Raw genomic sequence first — 17,213 nt, forward strand, 5'->3', positions numbered from 1 at the left:
TGCTGGCAACCATGGTCATCGCGGTGCCGACAGGTGTGAAGATCTTTAGCTGGATTGCCACCATGTGGGGCGGTTCGGTCGAGTTCAAGACACCGATGCTTTGGGCGATGGGCTTTTTGTTCCTGTTCACATTGGGCGGGGTCACAGGGATTGTTCTGTCGCAGGCTGGTGTGGACCGCGTTTACCATGACACCTACTATGTTGTGGCGCACTTCCACTATGTCATGAGCTTGGGTGCGGTCTTCTCGATCTTTGCGGGCATCTACTTCTACCTGCCCAAGATGTCGGGCCGGATGTATCCTGAATGGGCGGGCAAGCTGCACTTCTGGGCGATGTTCATCGGTGCAAACCTGACCTTCTTCCCACAGCACTTCTTGGGTCGTCAGGGCATGCCGCGCCGTTACATCGACTATCCTGAAGCCTTTGCTTACTGGAACTATGTATCAAGCTGGGGCGCGTTCCTGTCCTTTGCATCGTTCCTGTTCTTCATCGGTGTGCTGGTCTGGACGCTGACCAAAGGCAAGCGCGTGACCGAGAACAACCCTTGGAACGAATATGCCGATACGCTGGAGTGGACACTGCCTTGCCCACCACCAGAGCATACCTTCGAAACGCTGCCAAAGCAGTCGGACTGGGACAAACAACACGCGCATTGATTTGCAGCGCAAGACACGCAAAAGGCCCCGCCATATCGGTGGGGCCTTTTTGGTTTCAATGCACAAAGGCACCGAGACACATGGCATGACTCACTTTTTCTTTGCCTGTGACCGCCTGGCGCATTTGATTGCCCGCAAGCTTCCTCTAGATACGACATATGCCTTACGAATGGACCCCGGAACCGCCGCACCAAGACCCCCACTGGCAGCTGAGCCTTTGGCCCTACCGGTCATTGCTGCGCAAGGACTTTGTGCTGTTTATCGGGGCGACCGCCTTGCTGGTGTCATTGCCTTTGATCACGCTTCTGGGTCAGGCGGTGCTTTGGGGAATTCTGCCTTTCTTCGGGATGATGATCGCGGGCGTTTGGTACGCCCTGCACGTCAGCTATAAACGTGGCGAAGTGCTCGAGGAATTGACGGTGGATGAGGCCACTGCACATTTGAGCCGCTTTAATCCGAAAGGGGATGTGCAAGAATGGCACGCCAACCGCTATTGGGTGACGGTTCATCTGCATCCCAAAGGCGGGCCAGTCGAGAACTACATCACCCTGCGCGGCGGTGACCGCGAGGTCGAGATCGGGGCGTTTCTGGATGCCGAGGAACGGCTGGTGCTTTATGACGAATTGCGCGCGGCGCTGCGCGAAGGTGGCAGGCCGTAAGGTGGGTGCGAACCCACCTACCCCAAACGATCCTTGACCATCGGGCCAGCTTTGCCAAAATCCATCCGGCCGGTGTATTTGCCTTTGAGCGCAGCCATGACCTTGCCCATGTCACGGATGCTTTCAGCGCCCACCTCGGCAATTGCGTCCTCCACGGCCTTGGCAGCTTCATCTTCGCTCAGCTGCTTGGGCAGAAACTCTTCAATGACCTTGATCTCGGCCAGTTCCTTTTCGGCCAGTTCAAGCCGCCCGCCTTCTTCATAGGCGCGCGCGCTTTCCTGCCGCTGTTTGACCATCCGGCCCATGATCGCGAGGATATCTTCGTTGCTGACCCCGCCTTCCTCATCGCTGGTCCCGCGCAAAGAGATATCTTTGTCTTTGATCGCGGCATTGATCAGGCGGAGTGTCGAAAGGCGATCCGCTTCTTTCGAACGCATTGCATCCTTGAGGGCCGTATTGACCCGGTCGCGCATGTCCATAAATGTGTCCCGTACATTTTCGTCAAACGAGCCGTGAACATAGTCTGACAAGGCCCAAGTGACAAGCGCCTCCTGAAAGGCTGCGCACCTTGTTTGCAAGGGCGTGATCCGGTCTTGACCCTTGACGCCCGCCCCCGTAAACCCACTGCAATTTGGCACATGGGGAGATCTGGGATGACGCAGAAACCAACGGCTTGTCTGGCCCTTGCGGATGGTACGATCTTCTATGGCATGGGATTTGGCGCAACCGGCGAAACGGTGGCAGAGCTGTGCTTTAACACCGCGATGACCGGCTATCAGGAAATCATGACAGATCCGTCCTATGCAGGACAGGTCGTGACCTTCACCTTCCCCCATATCGGCAATACCGGCGTAAACCCCGAGGACGACGAGACCGCCGATCCCGTCGCGGAAGGCATGGTGGTCAAATGGGACCCGACCCAAGCCTCCAGTTGGCGCGCCACCGAAGAACTGACCGGATGGCTGGCCAAGCGCAATCGGATCGGCATGGGTGGTGTGGATACCCGCAGGCTGACCCGTGCGATCCGCCAGCAAGGCGCGCCGCATGTGGCCCTTGCCCATGATCCGGATGGAAAGTTTGATATCGCGGCCCTTGTCCAGAAAGCACGCTCTTTCCAAGGGCTTGAGGGCCTTGATCTGGCCAAGGATGTGACCTGCGCACAATCCTATCACTGGAATGAAATGCGGTGGGCTTGGCCCGAGGGTTACAAGCCGCAAACCGCACCCAAGTACAAGGTCGTCGCCATCGACTTTGGCGCAAAGCGCAACATCCTGCGCTGTCTGGCCAGTGCCGGTTGTGACGTGACCGTCCTGCCGGCGACCGCCACCGCCGAAGAGGTCCTGGCCCTGAACCCCGATGGTGTGTTCCTGTCCAACGGCCCCGGTGATCCGGCGGCGACGGGCGTCTATGCGGTTCCAATGATCCAGGGTGTGCTCAAGACCGATCTGCCGATCTTTGGCATTTGTCTGGGCCACCAGATGCTGGCCCTTGCGGTCGGCGCCAAGACGATCAAGATGAACCACGGCCACCACGGTGCGAACCATCCGGTCAAGGACATGGAAACCGGCAAGGTGGAAATCACGTCGATGAACCACGGCTTTACTGTGGACAGCCAGACCTTGCCCGAAGGTGTCGAGGAAACCCATGTCTCGCTGTTTGATGGTAGCAACTGCGGCATCCGCATCGCCAACCGGCCTGTTTTCAGCGTGCAATATCATCCCGAAGCAAGCCCCGGCCCGCAAGACAGCTATTATCTGTTTGAACGGTTTGCCGCAGCGATGAGCGCCTGAGGGCGCTTATTCCGCCGCCTCGACCGCCTGCGCATCCAGCTTGAGCCTTGTCACAAAGGCCTCGGAGATATGGTCGCGCAGCGCCTGATACGCCGCATCGCCATCGCCTGCTTCGATCGCGCTCACAATTGTGGCGTGCTCTTCCAAGGTCTTGCTTCCGCGCCCTTCTGCGGCAATCGACGTCGTTGCCAAAAGCGCCATCGACCGATGCACCAGATCAAGCTGCTGCACCAGAAAGCGGTTGTGCGAGGCCAGATGGATTTGCTTGTGAAAGCGCCGGTTTGCGCGGCTGAGCGCCTTGGGGTCATTCACCAGCTTTTGATCCTCGGTCAGCATATCCCGCAGGACCTTGATCTCTTCGGGGGCCGCATGGCGTGCTGCAAGACGGGCCGCCAGCCCCTCCAATTCGCCACGCACCACGTAAAGCTCTGACAGTTGCGAATGATCCAGCGATGCCACGATCAGCGACCGCCCGTCGCGGGTCAGCAAGGATTGTGTTTCAAGCCGCTGCAAGGCTTCCCGGATCGGGGTGCGCGACACGCCGAAACGGTCCGCCAATTCGCTTTCGACCAACCGGTCCCCGGGTTTGTAAATGTGGCTGTCAATCGCTTCGAGGATCAGCGCATAGGCATCCTTTTGGGAAATACGGGTGTCGTGCATCGGGGCGTCCTTATCGTGTTGGGATGATCATACGCCCCTGCCGCCCCTGCGATCAAGCCAAAGCGATTGCACCCCCTCGATGCCCCGCCTAATGTCCGCGCATGGTTGCACAGTATTTCTCGCATGTTCAGACGTGGGTCTTTGACCTCGACAACACGCTTTATCCGCCCTCGGCTGATCTGTTTGGACAGATGGACGCAAGGTTTGCGGCCTATGTGTCGCGCCTGACAGGAATGGAAACGGCAGAGGCTCTCAAGCTTTGCACGGATTATTGGGTGTCGCATGGGTCCACGCTTGCGGGGCTGATGGAACACCATGACCTTGATCCGCATCACTTTCTGGCTGATGTCCATGATATTGATATCTCGCATCTCATGGTCGATGACGCCTTGCGTGCGGCGATTTCCGGTCTGGACGGGCGCAAGATCGTCTATACCAATGGATCGGAAAACCATGCAAAGCGTGTCCTTGCCGCCCGTGGCCTGACCCGCCAGTTTGATGCGGTTTACGGGGTGGAACACGCTGATTTCAAACCAAAACCCACGCAGGACGCGTTTTCCAAAGTCTTCGCAAAGGACGGTGTGACACCCACCACCGCTGCGATGTTCGAGGATGAGGCGCGCAATCTGGCGGTGCCCCATGCGATGGGCATGCGCACGGTCCATGTCCATCCAGAGCGGGCCGAGGCCGACCATATCCACCACCACACCGATGATCTGACGGCTTTCTTGTCGCAGCTGGTGCGCTGACCCTTTCCGCGACACCCCAACAGGCCTATGTCTTGGGTATGGAACGTACTTCAACCGATATCGTGATCGCAGGCGGCGGTGTCGCAGGGCTGACGGCAGCAGCGGCCTTTGGCACGGCCGGCTTTCACGTCACGATCATTGACCCAACCCCACCTGTGACCACCGGCGATGCGGCTGGCTCTGACTTGCGCACGACCGCGTTCTTGCAACCCGCGCAGCAGTTTCTAGAGGCCGCAGGTCTTTGGCCGCGCCTCGCCCCTTTTGCGACACCGCTCCAAGTCATGCGGATCGTCGATATCGGCACCGAGGCGCATGTGACCCGTGATTTCAACGCTGCCGATATCTCGGACAAGCCGTTCGGGTGGAACTTGCCCAACTGGCTTTTGCGCCGTGAAATGGTGGCGCGATTGGCAGAGTTGCCCAATGTCGATTTTCGCCCCGGGGTCGGATTTGCCCGTATGCTGCCGCGCACGGCAGAGGCGATTGTGACCCTCACGGATAAGACCCAGATCAGCGCAAAGCTGGTGATCGGGGCCGACGGACGTAACTCAGCGGTCCGGCAAGCGGCTGGCATTGGCGTGAAAACAATGCGCTACGGGCAAAAGGCGCTGACCTTTGCCGTCACGCATGACGCCCCGCATGACAATGTCTCGACCGAAATTCACCGCTCTGGCGGGCCATTTACGCTGGTGCCCCTGCCGGACCACGATGGCAAACCCTGCTCTGCCGTTGTCTGGATGGAACATGGCGCAGAGGCGAACCGGCTCGCCGCCCTTTCGGTCGAAGAGTTCGAAGCCGCAGCCAATGACCGTTCGGCCTATTACTACGGTCCTTTGAAACTTGCGTCGCGGCGTAGCTCTTGGCCGATCATCAGCCAGATCGCCCATGACCTGACCGCGCCGCGCACAGCGCTCGTCGCAGAGGCCGCACACGTGATGCCGCCCATCGGCGCACAAGGGCTGAACATGTCACTGCGCGATCTCGATTGCCTGCTGACACTGGCACAAGCGCAGCCTGAACAGCTCGGCACACCTGCCATGCTCGACGCTTACGCGCGCAAGCGGCATCCCGATATCAGACTGCGGGTGACAGGAATTGACGCGCTCAACCGTGCCTCGATTGCCGGAAGCCCCACAATGCAGGCGCTCCGGTCCAAAGGGATCGAAGCGCTTTACGGGGTGGCCCCTGTCAGGCGCACGTTGATGCAAATGGGCTTGGGCGCGCGCTAAAGCACGCGGTCCAACACAGGCACAAGCCGCGCCAAAGTGGCATCGACATCATAAAGCTTATCCAGGCCGAACAGACCCAAACGAAACGTGCGGAAATCGTCAGGCTCGTCACATTGCAGCGGCACGCCAGCGGCAATCTGCATGCCTTCGGCCACAAACTTTGATCCGTTCTGGATGGCAGGGTCATCGGTATAGCTGACCACGACACCGGGGGCGCCAAAACCATCGGCGGCAACGGATTTGATCCCCTTGTCAGCCAGAACCTTGCGCACCGCATTGCCCAATGCCCACTGCGCGTCTTTCAGACGTTGAAATCCGAAAGCCTTGGTTTCCAGCATCGTATCACGGAAGGCGCGCAGACCATCAGTCGGCATGGTGGCATGATAGGCATGGCCGCCATTCTCGTAGGCTTGCATGATGCTGTGCCATTTTTTCAGATCAACGGTAAAGGAATTAGAGGTCGTTTCAGCCATCCGCGCGACAGCACGGTCCGACATCATCACAAGACCTGCGCAGGGGGTCGAAGACCATCCCTTTTGCGGGGCAGAGATCAGCACATCAACGCCCGTCGCTTTCATATCGACCCACGCGCAGCCTGACGCGATGCAGTCCAGCACCATCAGCGCACCAACCTCATGGGCGGCGTCGGCGAGGGCTGTCAGATAGTCATCGGGCAAGATGATCCCCGCAGAGGTTTCCACATGGGGGGCAAAGACCACATCCGGCTTTGCCTCACGGATCGCGGCGACAACATCGGCAATCGGCGCAGGGGCGAAAGGCGCGCGGGTGTCATTGCCCGACTGGCGGGCCTTCATGACGGTCGTTTGCGCGGTGAAATGTCCAGCCTCGAAAATCTGGCTCCAGCGGTAGGAAAACCAGCCGTTGCGCACGATAAAGGCATGAGCGTCCGCACCGAACTGGCGGGCGACAGCCTCCATCCCATAGGTGCCACCACCGGGAATCAAGGCCACATGATCGGCGTTATAGACCTCTTTCAACATGCCCGAGATGTCCGTCATCACGGTCTGGAACACCTTGGACATATGGTTCAGGGACCGGTCGGTGAACACGACCGAAAACTCCATCAGCCCGTCGGGGTCTACCGGTATATGCGCACCATCCATACTTGTCTCCTCGCTCTGACTATCTTTGGCTAAAGGGACACACATGCGAAAGCAAAGCCTATCTTGGTATACGAAGGCCGCTTTGCGGCATTTCAGCAGGTCAAAGCGAACGCATGTTTCGGATCGTGAACATTTTGGTGGTCAAATCGGACCGGGCCTGCGTTCTTCGCTCAATAGCACATTCGCTTCCACATCGCCGACACCGGGCATGGTCATGATGCGGCGGCGCAAGACCCTTTCGAAATCCGCAAGATCGCGGGCGACGACACGCAAGCGATAGTCATAAAGGCCCAAGACATGATCGACGGTCTGCACCTCGGGGATGGCACCCACCGCGCGTTCAAAATCCTCCAGACTGACACGGCCCTTGGTGGCCAGTTTGATGCCCAGAAAGACAGTCACGCCAAAGCCCACTTTCTGCGCATCCAGCATCAGGCGCCTGTCCGCGATGACACCTGCCTCGCGCAAGCGTTTGATCCGGCGCCACGTGGCAGGCTGGCTCAGCCCCAGTTTGAGCCCCAGTTGCGTCGTGGACTGATCGGCATTGGCGACCAAAGCCCGCAGCAAAGCGCGATCAATATCATCCAAAGTCATAGCGGCAGGCTTTCATCCGCCTTCACAGAGGCGACCGTCATCAGCGCCTCGATGTCAGCGATATGCGGCAAGGTCAGCACCTGATCGCGGTAGATCCGCTGGTAGTCGGGCAAGTCCCGCGCGATCAAGGAAAGGCGCACATCGACACGGCCCAGAAAAGTCTGGATTTCGGTGACTTCAGGCACCGCGCGGGCAGCAGCGATAAATTCATCAAAGGCGCGCGGCACGGTCTTGTCCAAGGTCACACGCAGACTGACGGCGATTGCATAGCCCAAAGCGCGCCAGTCAATCACCGCGTAACTGCCCAGAAGCACGCCCTCTTCGCGCAACCTGTCCAAACGGCGGGTCACGCGCGGCGCAGTCAGGCCGACGGCATCGGCCAGATCAGGCAAAGCCCGGTTCGGGTCGGCCTGCAACAGACGCAAAAGGCGGCGATCGAGATCATCAAGCATAGAAATACCGTTAATGAATTAAATCACGCATAACAATCTTCTTCTGAGTGAAAATATGCAAAGAACGCCACTGCCAAATCTCTGAACCGCCGTTATAAGACGAACAGCGAAAATCCAGTGAGGAAACCAAAATGCGCGTATATTACGATCGCGATTGCGATGTGAACCTGATCAAGGACAAGAAAGTGGCCATTCTGGGCTATGGCAGCCAAGGCCACGCCCATGCGCTGAACCTGCGCGACAGCGGTGCAAAGAACCTTGTCGTCGCTCTGCGCGAAGGCTCGCCTTCTGCCGCGAAAGCCAAGGGCGAAGGCCTTGAGGTCATGGGCATCGCCGAAGCCGCAGCATGGTGCGATGTGATCATGTTCACCATGCCCGACGAATTGCAGGCCGAGACCTACAAGAAATATGTCCACGACAATCTGAAAGAAGGGTCTGTCATCGCATTTGCGCACGGCCTGAACGTTCACTTCGGCCTGATCGAGCCTAAGCCCGGTGTTGACGTGATCATGATGGCCCCCAAAGGCCCCGGTCACACTGTACGCGGCGAATACACCAAAGGCGGCGGCGTGCCTTGCCTTGTAGCAGTGCACAATGACGCATCCGGCAAGGCGATGGAAATCGGTCTGTCCTATTGCTCTGCCATCGGTGGTGGTCGTTCCGGCATCATCGAAACCAACTTCCGTCAGGAATGCGAAACCGACCTTTTCGGTGAACAAGCCGTTCTGTGCGGTGGCCTTGTCGAACTGATCCGCATGGGCTTTGAAACACTGGTCGAGGCCGGCTACGAGCCAGAGATGGCCTATTTCGAGTGTCTGCACGAAGTAAAGCTGATCGTGGACCTGATCTACGAAGGCGGCATCGCCAACATGAACTACTCGATCTCGAACACTGCCGAATACGGCGAGTATGTCTCTGGTCCGCGGATCCTGCCCTACGCAGAGACCAAGCAGCGCATGAAGGACGTGCTGACAGACATCCAGACCGGCAAATTCGTGCGTGACTTCATGCAGGAAAACGCGGTTGGCCAGCCTTACTTCAAGGCGACACGCCGGATCAACGACGAGCACCAGATCGAACAGGTCGGTGAAAAGCTGCGCGCCATGATGCCTTGGATTTCCGCGGGCAAAATGGTTGATAAGGCCAAGAACTAAACGATCATCTTGTCAGGTGGGTCTTGACCCGCCCTCTTGATCGAAAGGCCCGGATGCGTCCGGGCCTTTCTGCCCTCCAGCAAAGTAAACAGTCATGGCCGCGCAACCCACCCTCGGAAACTGGCTCTCCATTGCGGCCCTCGGGCTGATCTGGGGTGCGACCTTTATGGTCGTGGCCATTGCCCTTGAAGGGTATGGCCCGCTGACAGTGGCCTGCGCGCGTACAACCTTGGGGGCGGCCGCCCTGCTGTTGCTCATGCGTGTCCTGCACCGTCCGTTGCCAAGTTTCACACCACAGATGCGCGGGTATCTCGTCGCCATCGGCCTTTTCAACACTGCCGTGCCTTTTGCCCTGCTCAGCTGGGGGCAACAATTCGTGCCCTCCGCCTTTGCGGGCATTTCCATGGCGGCATTGCCGCTTTTCGTGCTGCCGCTGGCCCATGTCTTCACGGATGAAAAGCTGCAATTGCGCAGCATCTTGGGTGTCTGCCTTGGTTTTATCGGGGCGACCGTCTTGATTGGTCCCGGCGTGCTGCGTATCGGCACCGGGATGGAGCCTTTGGGCCAGATCGCCTGCGTCCTCGCATCAATCTCCTATGCGGTGTCAAGCATCATGACGCGTCGCTGTCCACCGATCGACCCGATCACTTTGGCCGCGCTCTTGCTGACTGTCGGATCGGTAGCACTCATCCCTGCGATGCTGATCTTTGAAGGTATCCCGCAGGTAGAGGCATTGCGCCCGACGCTTGCGATCCTTTTCTTGGGGTTTGTGCCAACAGCGCTTGCCGCGCTGATCCGCGTGACCACGATCCGCAGCGCAGGCGCTGTCTTTATGACGCTGGTCAACTATCAGGTCCCGCTGTGGTCCATGTTCTTTGGTGTTCTGGTCCTGAACGAGGTTCTGCCCTTACGCTTTTTCGCAGCCCTTGGTCTGATCCTGACCGGCCTGGCGATCAGTCAATGGAGCAACCTCAAAAGGCTCTTGCTGCGCTAAAGCGAGGCCTCGACCTCGGCCACGATACCATCGACCACTTGCGCCAAAAGAACATCATCCTCGCATTCCGCCATGACGCGGATCAGCGGCTCTGTCCCTGACTTACGGATCAACAGACGGCCCTTGCCCACCAGCTTTGCCTCGGCATCTGCGATGGATTTTCGCACCAGATCAGCGCCAAGCGGGTCCTGCCCCGCCGCATAGCGCACATTCTTGAGCATTTGCGGGACGGTCTCAAAGCTTTTTGTCAGCGCACTGGCCGGTTGTCCTGTCTCGATCATCGCGGCCAGAAACTGCAAACCTGCCAGCAACCCGTCACCGGTTGTCGCATAATCGGTCATCACGATATGGCCGGACTGTTCACCGCCAAGGTTCCAGCCATGTGCGCGCATCGCCTCGACCACATAGCGGTCGCCAACGGCGGTCCGTTCCAGATGCAGGCCGCGTCTGTCCAGATAGCGCTCCAGTCCGAGGTTCGACATGACAGTCGCCACCAGAGTTCCGCCGTTCAGCCGGTCCTGATCGGCCCAACGCCCTGCCATCAGAGCCATCAACTGATCGCCATCCGCGACCTGACCATTCTCATCAAGAATCATGACGCGGTCAGCATCGCCATCCAGACAAATCCCAACATGCGCTCCTTCACGCAGGATAGCCGCCGCCGCAGCGGCGGTATTGGTCGAACCGCAGCCTTCGTTGATGTTATAGCCATCAGGGCTGACGCCAACAGGAATGACTGTCGCCCCCAATTCCCAAAGCACCTCTGGCGCGACCTTATAGGCAGCCCCGTTCGCACAATCGATCACGACCTTCAGACCGTCCAGCCGCATCCCCGCCGGAAAGGTTGATTTGACCCGCTCGGCATACCGGAAACGGCCATCGTCGATCCGTTTGGCACGCCCGATGTTGTTGGCCTTCGCAGGTTCGATTTCCCCGGCGATCAGTGTCTCGATCTCCGCTTCGGCCTCGTCGGACAATTTAAAGCCGTCCGGCCCGAAGAATTTGATCCCGTTGTCATGGTGCGGGTTGTGGCTTGCCGAAATCATGATGCCCACATCAGCCCGCATCGAGGTGGTCAATAACCCGACAGCAGGTGTGGGCACAGGCCCCAAAAGCAGGACATTCATGCCTGTGCTGGTCAGCCCTGCGGTCAGCGCGTTCTCGAACATATAGCCCGACAACCGCGTATCCTTACCGATCACCACCCGATGCCCGTTCGAGCCATCGTTGCGGAAATACCGCCCCGCAGCAGCCCCGATCTTGAGCGCCATATCGGCGGTCATCGGATAGGTATTGGCCTTGCCGCGCACCCCGTCGGTGCCAAAGAGTTTGCGTGTCATGTCATTGCCGCCCCGCCGATTGCCCATTCCAAGTCTAACGCCTGTTTCGTGGCAAAGATATCGTGAACCCGCAGGATTTGCACGCCCCGTCGTGCAGCGAAAAGCGCAACCGCCACAGATCCGCTGACGCGGTCTGCGGCTGTCTTGCCACCGCCGATCGTCCCGATAAACCGTTTGCGCGAGGCCCCCAACAGCACCGGACAGCCCAAGGCGTGGAACAGCGCGATGCCGCGCAACAAGACAAGATTGTGTTCGAGCGTCTTTCCGAACCCGATGCCCGGATCCACGATGATCTGGTCGCGGGGGATGCCTGCGGCGACAGCAGCCTCTATCCGTTCAGCCAGAAAATCATAGACATCCAGCAAGACGTCGTCATACGTCGGATCGTTCTGCATGGTCTCGGGGTTGCCCTTGGCATGCATCAGGCAGACCGGCACGCCAGCCTTTGCCGTCACAGCCGCCAAGTCGGGATCAAAGGTCATTGCGGCCACATCGTTCACGAGTGAAGCACCTGCCTGCAAAGCAGCCGACGCAACCGCGGCTTTGCGCGTATCAATAGAAATCGGCACCGCACTTTGGGCGCGAATTGCTGCAATCACTGGTGCTGTCCGTTCGATCTCTTCAGCGATCTGAACCTCGGCCGCCCCCGGCCGCGTGCTTTCGCCACCGATATCGAGGATCACAGCCCCCTCCTGCTGCATCGCCAAGGCACGGCGCAGCGCCGCATCGGGCGCATTGAACAGGCCACCGTCCGAGAAACTGTCAGGTGTCACGTTCAATATTCCCATGATGCGCGGGGCTGTCATGTCCAATCCGGCGACAGATGGACGGGGACGCACCAAAGCATCGTGGACGTCAGACGGCAACTCACTTGCCGGGATGGACTGAACGCCGCCACCCCGCGTGTGGACAGCAACCGTGTCAAACCAGCACAGCCCGCCAGCAAGTGGCAGGCTTTCCGCGGTCGGCACCTCGCCAAAACGTGCGATGGGACGGAAGTATGCGGTCATGACAGGTTGACCACATCCACAGATAAGGCGCGGACAGGGATAGGCGTGACCGGTTCAGGGGCGCCGACGACGAGAAGCTCCATTGCGCTGATATCTTCTGCAAACCATGCGACAAGACTGACCGCATCGCGGGGGCTGGCAGAGGGTCCATCAACCGCATCCAACACGATCTTGGAGGGAGCCCAGACGCAGATCTGGTCATTCTTCATGGCCCAGTCCAGTTCGGTGCGGGTCCCCACGACCATGCAGCGCCGGTCTTTGGCCGCCAGACGCCAGCCGTTTTGCTCGATCGCCAAAAGATCTATGCGGCGTTGCGCGAGGGCGTTGTCGGCCTGCACTGCCGGCATGTCGGAAGCGCCGACACAAATGATCAAAGGCGCATCCATTGCCGCAAGCTGATCGATCCAACCGGTCAGATGGGGGGCTTCGATGGCCCCATTCGACAGATAGACAACGCGCGGATGGGGCGCTTCGACATGGTCCTGACCTGCCAGATCAAGCCCGTCGCGGGCGCGCACAATTTCGACCCCCAAAGCAAAGGGGCCACGGTCCAGTTTCTCGATCCGCACAAAAACCCGCTCGGCTTGCGGCTCTAGCAAGATACGTTCGGCCACGCGCGCAGCCAGCGTTTCCAACAAGTTGATCCGCTCGGCGTGCAATTCCACTCCGATAGCCTCGGTAACCTTATCGTAGGAGAGGATGCGATCCACATCGTCGTCAATCGGGCCCGTCAACGGCAGCACTTCAACGACAACATTGAATCGCACCCGTTGCAGCGTGCCGCGTTCCTGCTGGAAGGCACCAATTTCAACTTCGACGATATAGTCGCGCAACGAGATGCGATCGTAGGGGGTCTGGCTGCTGGCCTCTGCCCGCTCGCTGGGGTGGGCAAAGGCAAGGCGGATGTCTTCGGTCATCTATCGCGGTCCGTCAGAAAGGTCTTCACCCCGCTGGGATACAGGCGGCGGGCACGCACAGCAAGCGCCCGCCACGACGCCCAAAAGGCGTCATGCGACCTTAGTTGGACGCGGTACGGACCGTTTGGCGATAGAAATAGTGCGAGCCAATGGCGGCCGTACGCGGATAGCGCTGCGCCCAAGACGGGCTCACTGCTTTCGTGTGATAATGCGTTGCACCACCGGTCAAGGCACGGGGCGCGCCTTCCATGAGGATATGAGCAACCTTTCCGACACGCTCCCAAGAGCGCGGCTCGCCGATCACCTCGGCACGACCATCGCAGGTATACGTGAACTGGCAGGCATATTTCCGACCTGTGCCCTGATTGATCACGCCGCAAAGCGTGTCAGGGTAGGCGTTGCTGTCAACGCGGTTCATGATCACTTCTCCAACGGCGAACATGCCGCGGACTGTTTCGCCACGCGCTTCGAAATAGAGCGCTTCGGCAAAGCATTCCCACTCTTGATCGCCATCAACCGCTGGCTGGGATGCAAGGAATTCGCGGTCGTAGATCACACCGCTTTGTGTTGCCACACCGCGTTCGCTGGCAGGCGGCAGGCTGGTCAGTTGGTTCAACCGACTATCAGGCACAACCGAAAGCGCCTGACGCTCTTGTCCGAGAATGGCACCCAATCGGCTTGCCATCATGTCGTCGGCAGTCGCAGAGCTTGCCGAAAAACTGATTATGGCCGCAAAAACTGCGGCGAAACTCGCTCTAAAAACATTCATCGTTTCCCACCCAGGAATGACGCGGCGTAGCCCCGCGCTGGCGCGAGAGTGATTAGGGGAAAGTGACCAAAACGTCCACCCCTCAGTCGGGACTGTTGCCAAAGCGGCAACACACCGCTGCCAAAACACGCCACTATTTCTCAATATGCAGCGCATTGCGACCCAAAAGCCACAATATATCGTGTTGCACTAGAGCGACAGTTTGCCTGTCAACGCAAGTTGAGCGGCGGTGAGTCGCGCAACCGGAACACGGAATGGGGAACAGGACACATAGTCGAAACCCTGTTCGCGGCAAAACGCAATAGCCGTGCGGCTTCCGCCATGTTCGCCGCAAATGGAAAGGACAACATCAGGCCGCCCTTTGCGGCCCCGTTGCGCGCCCAGCGCGATCAACTCGCCCACGCCTTCGATATCGAGCGTATGAAACGGATCTTCGGCATAGACGCCCTGTTGTACGTAGGCCGACATAAACCGGCCCGCATCATCGCGCGACAGACCGTAGGTCATCTGTGTCAGGTCATTGGTTCCGAATGACAGAAACGAGGCATGTTCTGCGATATCCTGCGCGCGCAATGCCGCGCGGGGCGTTTCGACCATGACGCCAAGCCGATATTCGAACTGCGCTTTCTTTTCCGCACGCACTGCATTGGCCACAGCCGCAATGCGGGACTTCATGAGTTCGACTTCGCGCATCGCACTGACAAGCGGGATCATGATCTCGACCGAGATCGATGTCCCCTTCTTGCCGACGGCCACCATCGCCTCGAAAATGGCGCGGGCCTGCATGTCGTAAATCTCGGGGATCGCGATTCCCAGACGCACACCGCGCATACCCAGCATCGGGTTATATTCGGCCAGAGCCTCGACGCGTTCGGTCACTTCGGGCAAGGGCAGCGCCACTTGTTCGGCCAGATCGCGCAGACCCGCTTTGTCAGAGGGCAGGAATTCGTGCAACGGTGGGTCAAACAGGCGGACACAGACGGTCTTGCCTTCCATGATCTCGAACAGGGCCTGAAAATCGGCGCGCTGCATGGGCAGCAAACGGTCCAGAACCGCGCGCCTGTCGTCGCTGTCTTCGGCAAAGATCATCTCGCGCATGACGCCCAAGCGGTCGCCTTCGAAGAACATATGTTCGGTGCGGCAAAGCCCGATGCCTTCGGCGGCGAAATTGCGGGCGGTCTGCGCGTCGGCGGGCGTGTCGGCATTGGCACGCACGCCGATGTCGCGGAATTCGTCGGCCCATTCCAGCAAGGTCTGGAACGCCCCATCAAGGGCCGCTTCCAGCATCGGGGGTTCACCTGCCAGCACCTGACCGGTGGTGCCATCCACCGTGATCACCTCGCCCGCCTTGAAGTGGCGGCCATCGGGGGCAACAATCTGGCCATTCTTGCGGTCGATCGACAGATCGGATGCACCCACCACACATGGCAGGCCCAGACCACGGCCAATCACGGCGGCATGGCTTGTCACACCGCCGCGCATCGTCAGCACAGCTTGGGCCGCATGCATGCCGCGAATATCCTCGGGGGTCGTCTCGCGGCGGACCAGAATACAGGGTTCTCCGCGCGCAGCACTCGCCTGCGCCTCTTGCGCCGTCAGCACGATCCGGCCGGATGCCGCCCCGGGGCTTGCCGCGATTCCTCCCACGATAAAATCGCGATTTGCCGTAGGATCAACCTGACGGTGCAGCAATTCGGACAGGGCGGCGGGTTTGACCCGCATCACCGCCTCTTCGCGCGGAATGATCCCGTCCTCGGCCAAGGCCACGGCAATCTTGACGCTTGCCCGCGAAGACCGCTTTACGCGCACGGCGTCGAGTATCTGCAAGACACCGTCTTGGAGCGTGAATTTCACTTCCATCTCTTCGCGCAGGCGCCTGCGACACAGATCGCCGTAAGACACCAGTTGCGCGTATTGATCGGGGCACAAATCCTCAAGCGAGGGACCGCGTGGATCGCGGGTCAGATAGATTGCGCCTTCAGTATCGGGGGCCACATCGCGCCCCTGCATCTGGCCTGAACTGACGTAGCGGCCAATGATCTTGGGGTTACCTGACACCGGCTCAACGAACTGCATGACACCTTGGCCACATTCGCCCTGCCCCGCACCCAAAGCCATCGCTTGCACGACGAGCCCAAGACCCGCATCCGCAGGCGCGCCTTTGGCCTGCCGCAGCAGACGGGCGGTGGTGCCGTCCCATGCGCGCGCCATCGACCGCAGCACTTCGGCCAGTTGCACCGCAGGGTCCTGCGGAAAGGGTGTGTCGGTTTCAAACTCGAACGTATCCAGCATGACCTTGAGGCTGGCGGCATCGGCCACATCAGGCAGATAGAATTCATCGGGATCAAGCCGCGCCACATGGATCGCATAGGATTGCACAAAGCGCAGATAAAGCTTGGTCGCGGGTTCCGCACCAATGCGCTGGGTCAGTTCGGCAAGGCGCGCGTCATTCATCCCGACATTCAGGATCGCACCGGGGCCGCCCCAATCAGGGTCCTGGCTTGAGGGGCGGACCGACAAGAGCGGGGCCGGACCGAAGGGCGCCAGCAGCGTGTCCATATCCGGCAGGTTGCCCAAGGCGGCCTGATGGACTGCGTCGAATGACAGCGCCACGGTGACGGGAACAGGCATATCCAGACGGATCAGCCGTTGCAGACACTTCGCACGCCCACCATGCACCGCCGCCGACATGGCAGCGGTCGGCGTGACAAGGGTCAGCGGACTGATTGTGGTCTGTTGCTGCACTGCGGCACCGATCTATTGTTCAAGTGCAGCATAGAAGAGATTCTGTTGATATGTACACAAAAGTTTACAGGTTTTGGCCTAGCCTTCGATCTTGGTCAGGTCAGCGACGCCGAGGCATATTTTTCTGATACGCGACAACAGGTTAAGCCGGTTGCGGCGCACAACCTGCCGTTCGTCGTTGACCTGCACAGCGGTGAAAAATGCATCAATCGGCCCGCGAAGTGCCGCCATAGCGGTCATTGCGGTGCTGAAATCCTCTGATTTCATCGCCGGTGCGATCTTTGCATCCGCAGCATCAAGGGCCGCGAAAAGCGCCTTTTCGGCGTCATCCTCGGCATATTTCAGGTCCGCGCCATAGGAGTATTCGACCC

At 59.3% G+C, this 17,213-nt stretch carries 18 protein-coding genes; 7 read left to right on the forward strand and 11 right to left on the reverse strand.

Annotated features, from left to right (window positions below):
• Positions 1-656, forward strand: a 656-nt coding sequence (locus NWQ23_RS06045) for a cbb3-type cytochrome c oxidase subunit I (RefSeq protein WP_306165359.1), incomplete at its 5' end; no start/stop codon positions are given.
• Between the two features lie 158 nt (positions 657-814).
• Positions 815-1,315, forward strand: a complete 501-nt coding sequence (locus tag NWQ23_RS06050; RefSeq protein ID WP_306165360.1) for a DUF2244 domain-containing protein — start codon at positions 815-817, stop codon at positions 1,313-1,315.
• 17 nt (positions 1,316-1,332) lie between these two features.
• Here the strand turns inward: NWQ23_RS06050 and NWQ23_RS06055 are convergent, their stop codons facing one another.
• Complete coding sequence (locus NWQ23_RS06055) at positions 1,333-1,794, reverse strand: GatB/YqeY domain-containing protein (protein ID WP_306165361.1); 462 nt, start codon at positions 1,792-1,794, stop codon at positions 1,333-1,335.
• 174 nt (positions 1,795-1,968) lie between these two features.
• Between NWQ23_RS06055 and carA the strand changes: the two genes are divergently transcribed.
• Positions 1,969-3,105, forward strand: coding sequence for a glutamine-hydrolyzing carbamoyl-phosphate synthase small subunit (carA, locus tag NWQ23_RS06060; protein ID WP_306165362.1), 1,137 nt, complete (start codon positions 1,969-1,971; stop codon positions 3,103-3,105).
• Between the two features lie 6 nt (positions 3,106-3,111).
• On the opposite strand, the gene NWQ23_RS06065 is transcribed toward carA, so the two are convergent.
• Positions 3,112-3,765 carry a GntR family transcriptional regulator gene (locus tag NWQ23_RS06065; protein WP_306165363.1) on the reverse strand — a complete coding sequence of 218 codons (654 nt, stop codon included), beginning with the start codon at positions 3,763-3,765 and terminating at the stop codon, positions 3,112-3,114.
• A 101-nt stretch (positions 3,766-3,866) separates the two neighbouring features.
• On the opposite strand from NWQ23_RS06065, the gene NWQ23_RS06070 reads away from it, so the two are divergent.
• Both NWQ23_RS06070 and NWQ23_RS06075 read left to right on the forward strand, forming a co-directional pair.
• Positions 3,867-4,514, forward strand: a complete 648-nt coding sequence (locus tag NWQ23_RS06070; protein WP_306165364.1) for a pyrimidine 5'-nucleotidase — start codon at positions 3,867-3,869, stop codon at positions 4,512-4,514.
• Between the two features lie 38 nt (positions 4,515-4,552).
• Entirely contained in the window at positions 4,553-5,743 is a 1,191-nt protein-coding gene (locus NWQ23_RS06075; protein ID WP_306165365.1) for a UbiH/UbiF family hydroxylase, read from the forward strand.
• On the opposite strand, the gene NWQ23_RS06080 is transcribed toward NWQ23_RS06075, so the two are convergent.
• The 3 genes from NWQ23_RS06080 to NWQ23_RS06090 form a co-directional block, all read right to left on the reverse strand.
• A complete protein-coding gene (locus tag NWQ23_RS06080) occupies positions 5,740-6,867 on the reverse strand; it encodes an aminotransferase class V-fold PLP-dependent enzyme (protein ID WP_306165366.1) in 1,128 nt (375 codons plus the stop codon). The genes NWQ23_RS06075 and NWQ23_RS06080 overlap by 4 nt on opposite strands.
• A 141-nt stretch (positions 6,868-7,008) precedes the next feature.
• On the reverse strand, positions 7,009-7,461 hold the full coding sequence (locus NWQ23_RS06085; RefSeq protein ID WP_306165367.1) for an Lrp/AsnC family transcriptional regulator: 453 nt from the start codon (positions 7,459-7,461) through the stop codon (positions 7,009-7,011).
• On the reverse strand, positions 7,458-7,913 hold the full coding sequence (locus tag NWQ23_RS06090) for an Lrp/AsnC family transcriptional regulator (protein ID WP_306165368.1): 456 nt from the start codon (positions 7,911-7,913) through the stop codon (positions 7,458-7,460). The genes NWQ23_RS06085 and NWQ23_RS06090 overlap by 4 nt, the downstream gene beginning before the upstream one ends.
• Before the next feature lie 131 nt (positions 7,914-8,044).
• Between NWQ23_RS06090 and ilvC the strand changes: the two genes are divergently transcribed.
• Positions 8,045-9,067, forward strand: a complete 1,023-nt coding sequence (gene ilvC / locus NWQ23_RS06095; RefSeq protein ID WP_306165369.1) for a ketol-acid reductoisomerase — start codon at positions 8,045-8,047, stop codon at positions 9,065-9,067.
• Positions 9,068-9,161: 94 nt separating this feature from the next.
• Complete coding sequence (locus NWQ23_RS06100) at positions 9,162-10,061, forward strand: DMT family transporter (protein ID WP_306165370.1); 900 nt, start codon at positions 9,162-9,164, stop codon at positions 10,059-10,061.
• Here NWQ23_RS06100 and glmM read toward each other — a convergent pair.
• The 6 genes from glmM to NWQ23_RS06130 form a co-directional block, all read right to left on the reverse strand.
• The gene (glmM, locus tag NWQ23_RS06105) at positions 10,058-11,401 is read right to left on the reverse strand and encodes a phosphoglucosamine mutase (RefSeq protein WP_306165371.1); all 1,344 of its coding nucleotides are present in this window, start codon (positions 11,399-11,401) and stop codon (positions 10,058-10,060) included. The two genes, NWQ23_RS06100 and glmM, sit on opposite strands and share 4 nt — an antisense overlap.
• The gene (gene folP, locus NWQ23_RS06110; RefSeq protein WP_306165372.1) at positions 11,398-12,411 is read right to left on the reverse strand and encodes a dihydropteroate synthase; all 1,014 of its coding nucleotides are present in this window, start codon (positions 12,409-12,411) and stop codon (positions 11,398-11,400) included. Before folP ends, glmM begins: the two co-directional genes overlap by 4 nt.
• Positions 12,408-13,328 carry a dihydroneopterin aldolase gene (locus NWQ23_RS06115; protein ID WP_306165373.1) on the reverse strand — a complete coding sequence of 307 codons (921 nt, stop codon included), beginning with the start codon at positions 13,326-13,328 and terminating at the stop codon, positions 12,408-12,410. The genes folP and NWQ23_RS06115 overlap by 4 nt, the downstream gene beginning before the upstream one ends.
• A gap of 100 nt (positions 13,329-13,428) precedes the next feature.
• Positions 13,429-14,097: a cell wall hydrolase gene (locus NWQ23_RS06120; protein WP_306165374.1), complete on the reverse strand. Its 669-nt coding sequence runs from the start codon at positions 14,095-14,097 to the stop codon at positions 13,429-13,431.
• A 189-nt stretch (positions 14,098-14,286) separates the two neighbouring features.
• Positions 14,287-16,788 (reverse strand): putative PEP-binding protein, encoded by a 2,502-nt coding sequence (locus NWQ23_RS06125; RefSeq protein ID WP_372340111.1) that lies wholly within the window; start codon positions 16,786-16,788, stop codon positions 14,287-14,289.
• A 132-nt stretch (positions 16,789-16,920) separates the two neighbouring features.
• Positions 16,921-17,213: DALR anticodon-binding domain-containing protein (locus tag NWQ23_RS06130; RefSeq protein WP_306165376.1), on the reverse strand; the 293-nt coding region annotated here is incomplete at its 5' end.

Origin of the sequence: Yoonia sp. (assembly GCF_030731595.1) — a bacterium.
In the GTDB taxonomy this organism is placed as follows: Bacteria; Pseudomonadota; Alphaproteobacteria; order Rhodobacterales; family Rhodobacteraceae; genus Yoonia.

Bases quoted from the DNA above. Each gene is read 5' to 3' on its own strand.
- NWQ23_RS06055 (WP_306165361.1), bottom strand. From the start codon at position 1,794: ATGGACATGCGCGACCGGGTCAATACGGCCCTCAAGGATGCAATGCGT.
- ilvC (WP_306165369.1), top strand. From the start codon at position 8,045: ATGCGCGTATATTACGATCGCGATTGCGATGTGAACCTGATCAAGGAC.
- glmM (WP_306165371.1), bottom strand. From the start codon at position 11,401: ATGACACGCAAACTCTTTGGCACCGACGGGGTGCGCGGCAAGGCCAAT.
- NWQ23_RS06080 (WP_306165366.1), bottom strand. From the start codon at position 6,867: ATGGATGGTGCGCATATACCGGTAGACCCCGACGGGCTGATGGAGTTT.
- NWQ23_RS06090 (WP_306165368.1), bottom strand. From the start codon at position 7,913: ATGCTTGATGATCTCGATCGCCGCCTTTTGCGTCTGTTGCAGGCCGAC.
- NWQ23_RS06115 (WP_306165373.1), bottom strand. From the start codon at position 13,328: ATGACCGAAGACATCCGCCTTGCCTTTGCCCACCCCAGCGAGCGGGCA.
- NWQ23_RS06065 (WP_306165363.1), bottom strand. From the start codon at position 3,765: ATGCACGACACCCGTATTTCCCAAAAGGATGCCTATGCGCTGATCCTC.
- NWQ23_RS06100 (WP_306165370.1), top strand. From the start codon at position 9,162: ATGGCCGCGCAACCCACCCTCGGAAACTGGCTCTCCATTGCGGCCCTC.
- NWQ23_RS06125 (WP_372340111.1), bottom strand. From the start codon at position 16,788: ATGTCGGCGGCGGTGCATGGTGGGCGTGCGAAGTGTCTGCAACGGCTG.
- NWQ23_RS06070 (WP_306165364.1), top strand. From the start codon at position 3,867: ATGGTTGCACAGTATTTCTCGCATGTTCAGACGTGGGTCTTTGACCTC.
- NWQ23_RS06075 (WP_306165365.1), top strand. From the start codon at position 4,553: ATGGAACGTACTTCAACCGATATCGTGATCGCAGGCGGCGGTGTCGCA.
- carA (WP_306165362.1), top strand. From the start codon at position 1,969: ATGACGCAGAAACCAACGGCTTGTCTGGCCCTTGCGGATGGTACGATC.
- NWQ23_RS06050 (WP_306165360.1), top strand. From the start codon at position 815: ATGCCTTACGAATGGACCCCGGAACCGCCGCACCAAGACCCCCACTGG.
- NWQ23_RS06120 (WP_306165374.1), bottom strand. From the start codon at position 14,097: ATGAATGTTTTTAGAGCGAGTTTCGCCGCAGTTTTTGCGGCCATAATC.
- NWQ23_RS06085 (WP_306165367.1), bottom strand. From the start codon at position 7,461: ATGACTTTGGATGATATTGATCGCGCTTTGCTGCGGGCTTTGGTCGCC.
- folP (WP_306165372.1), bottom strand. From the start codon at position 12,411: ATGACCGCATACTTCCGTCCCATCGCACGTTTTGGCGAGGTGCCGACC.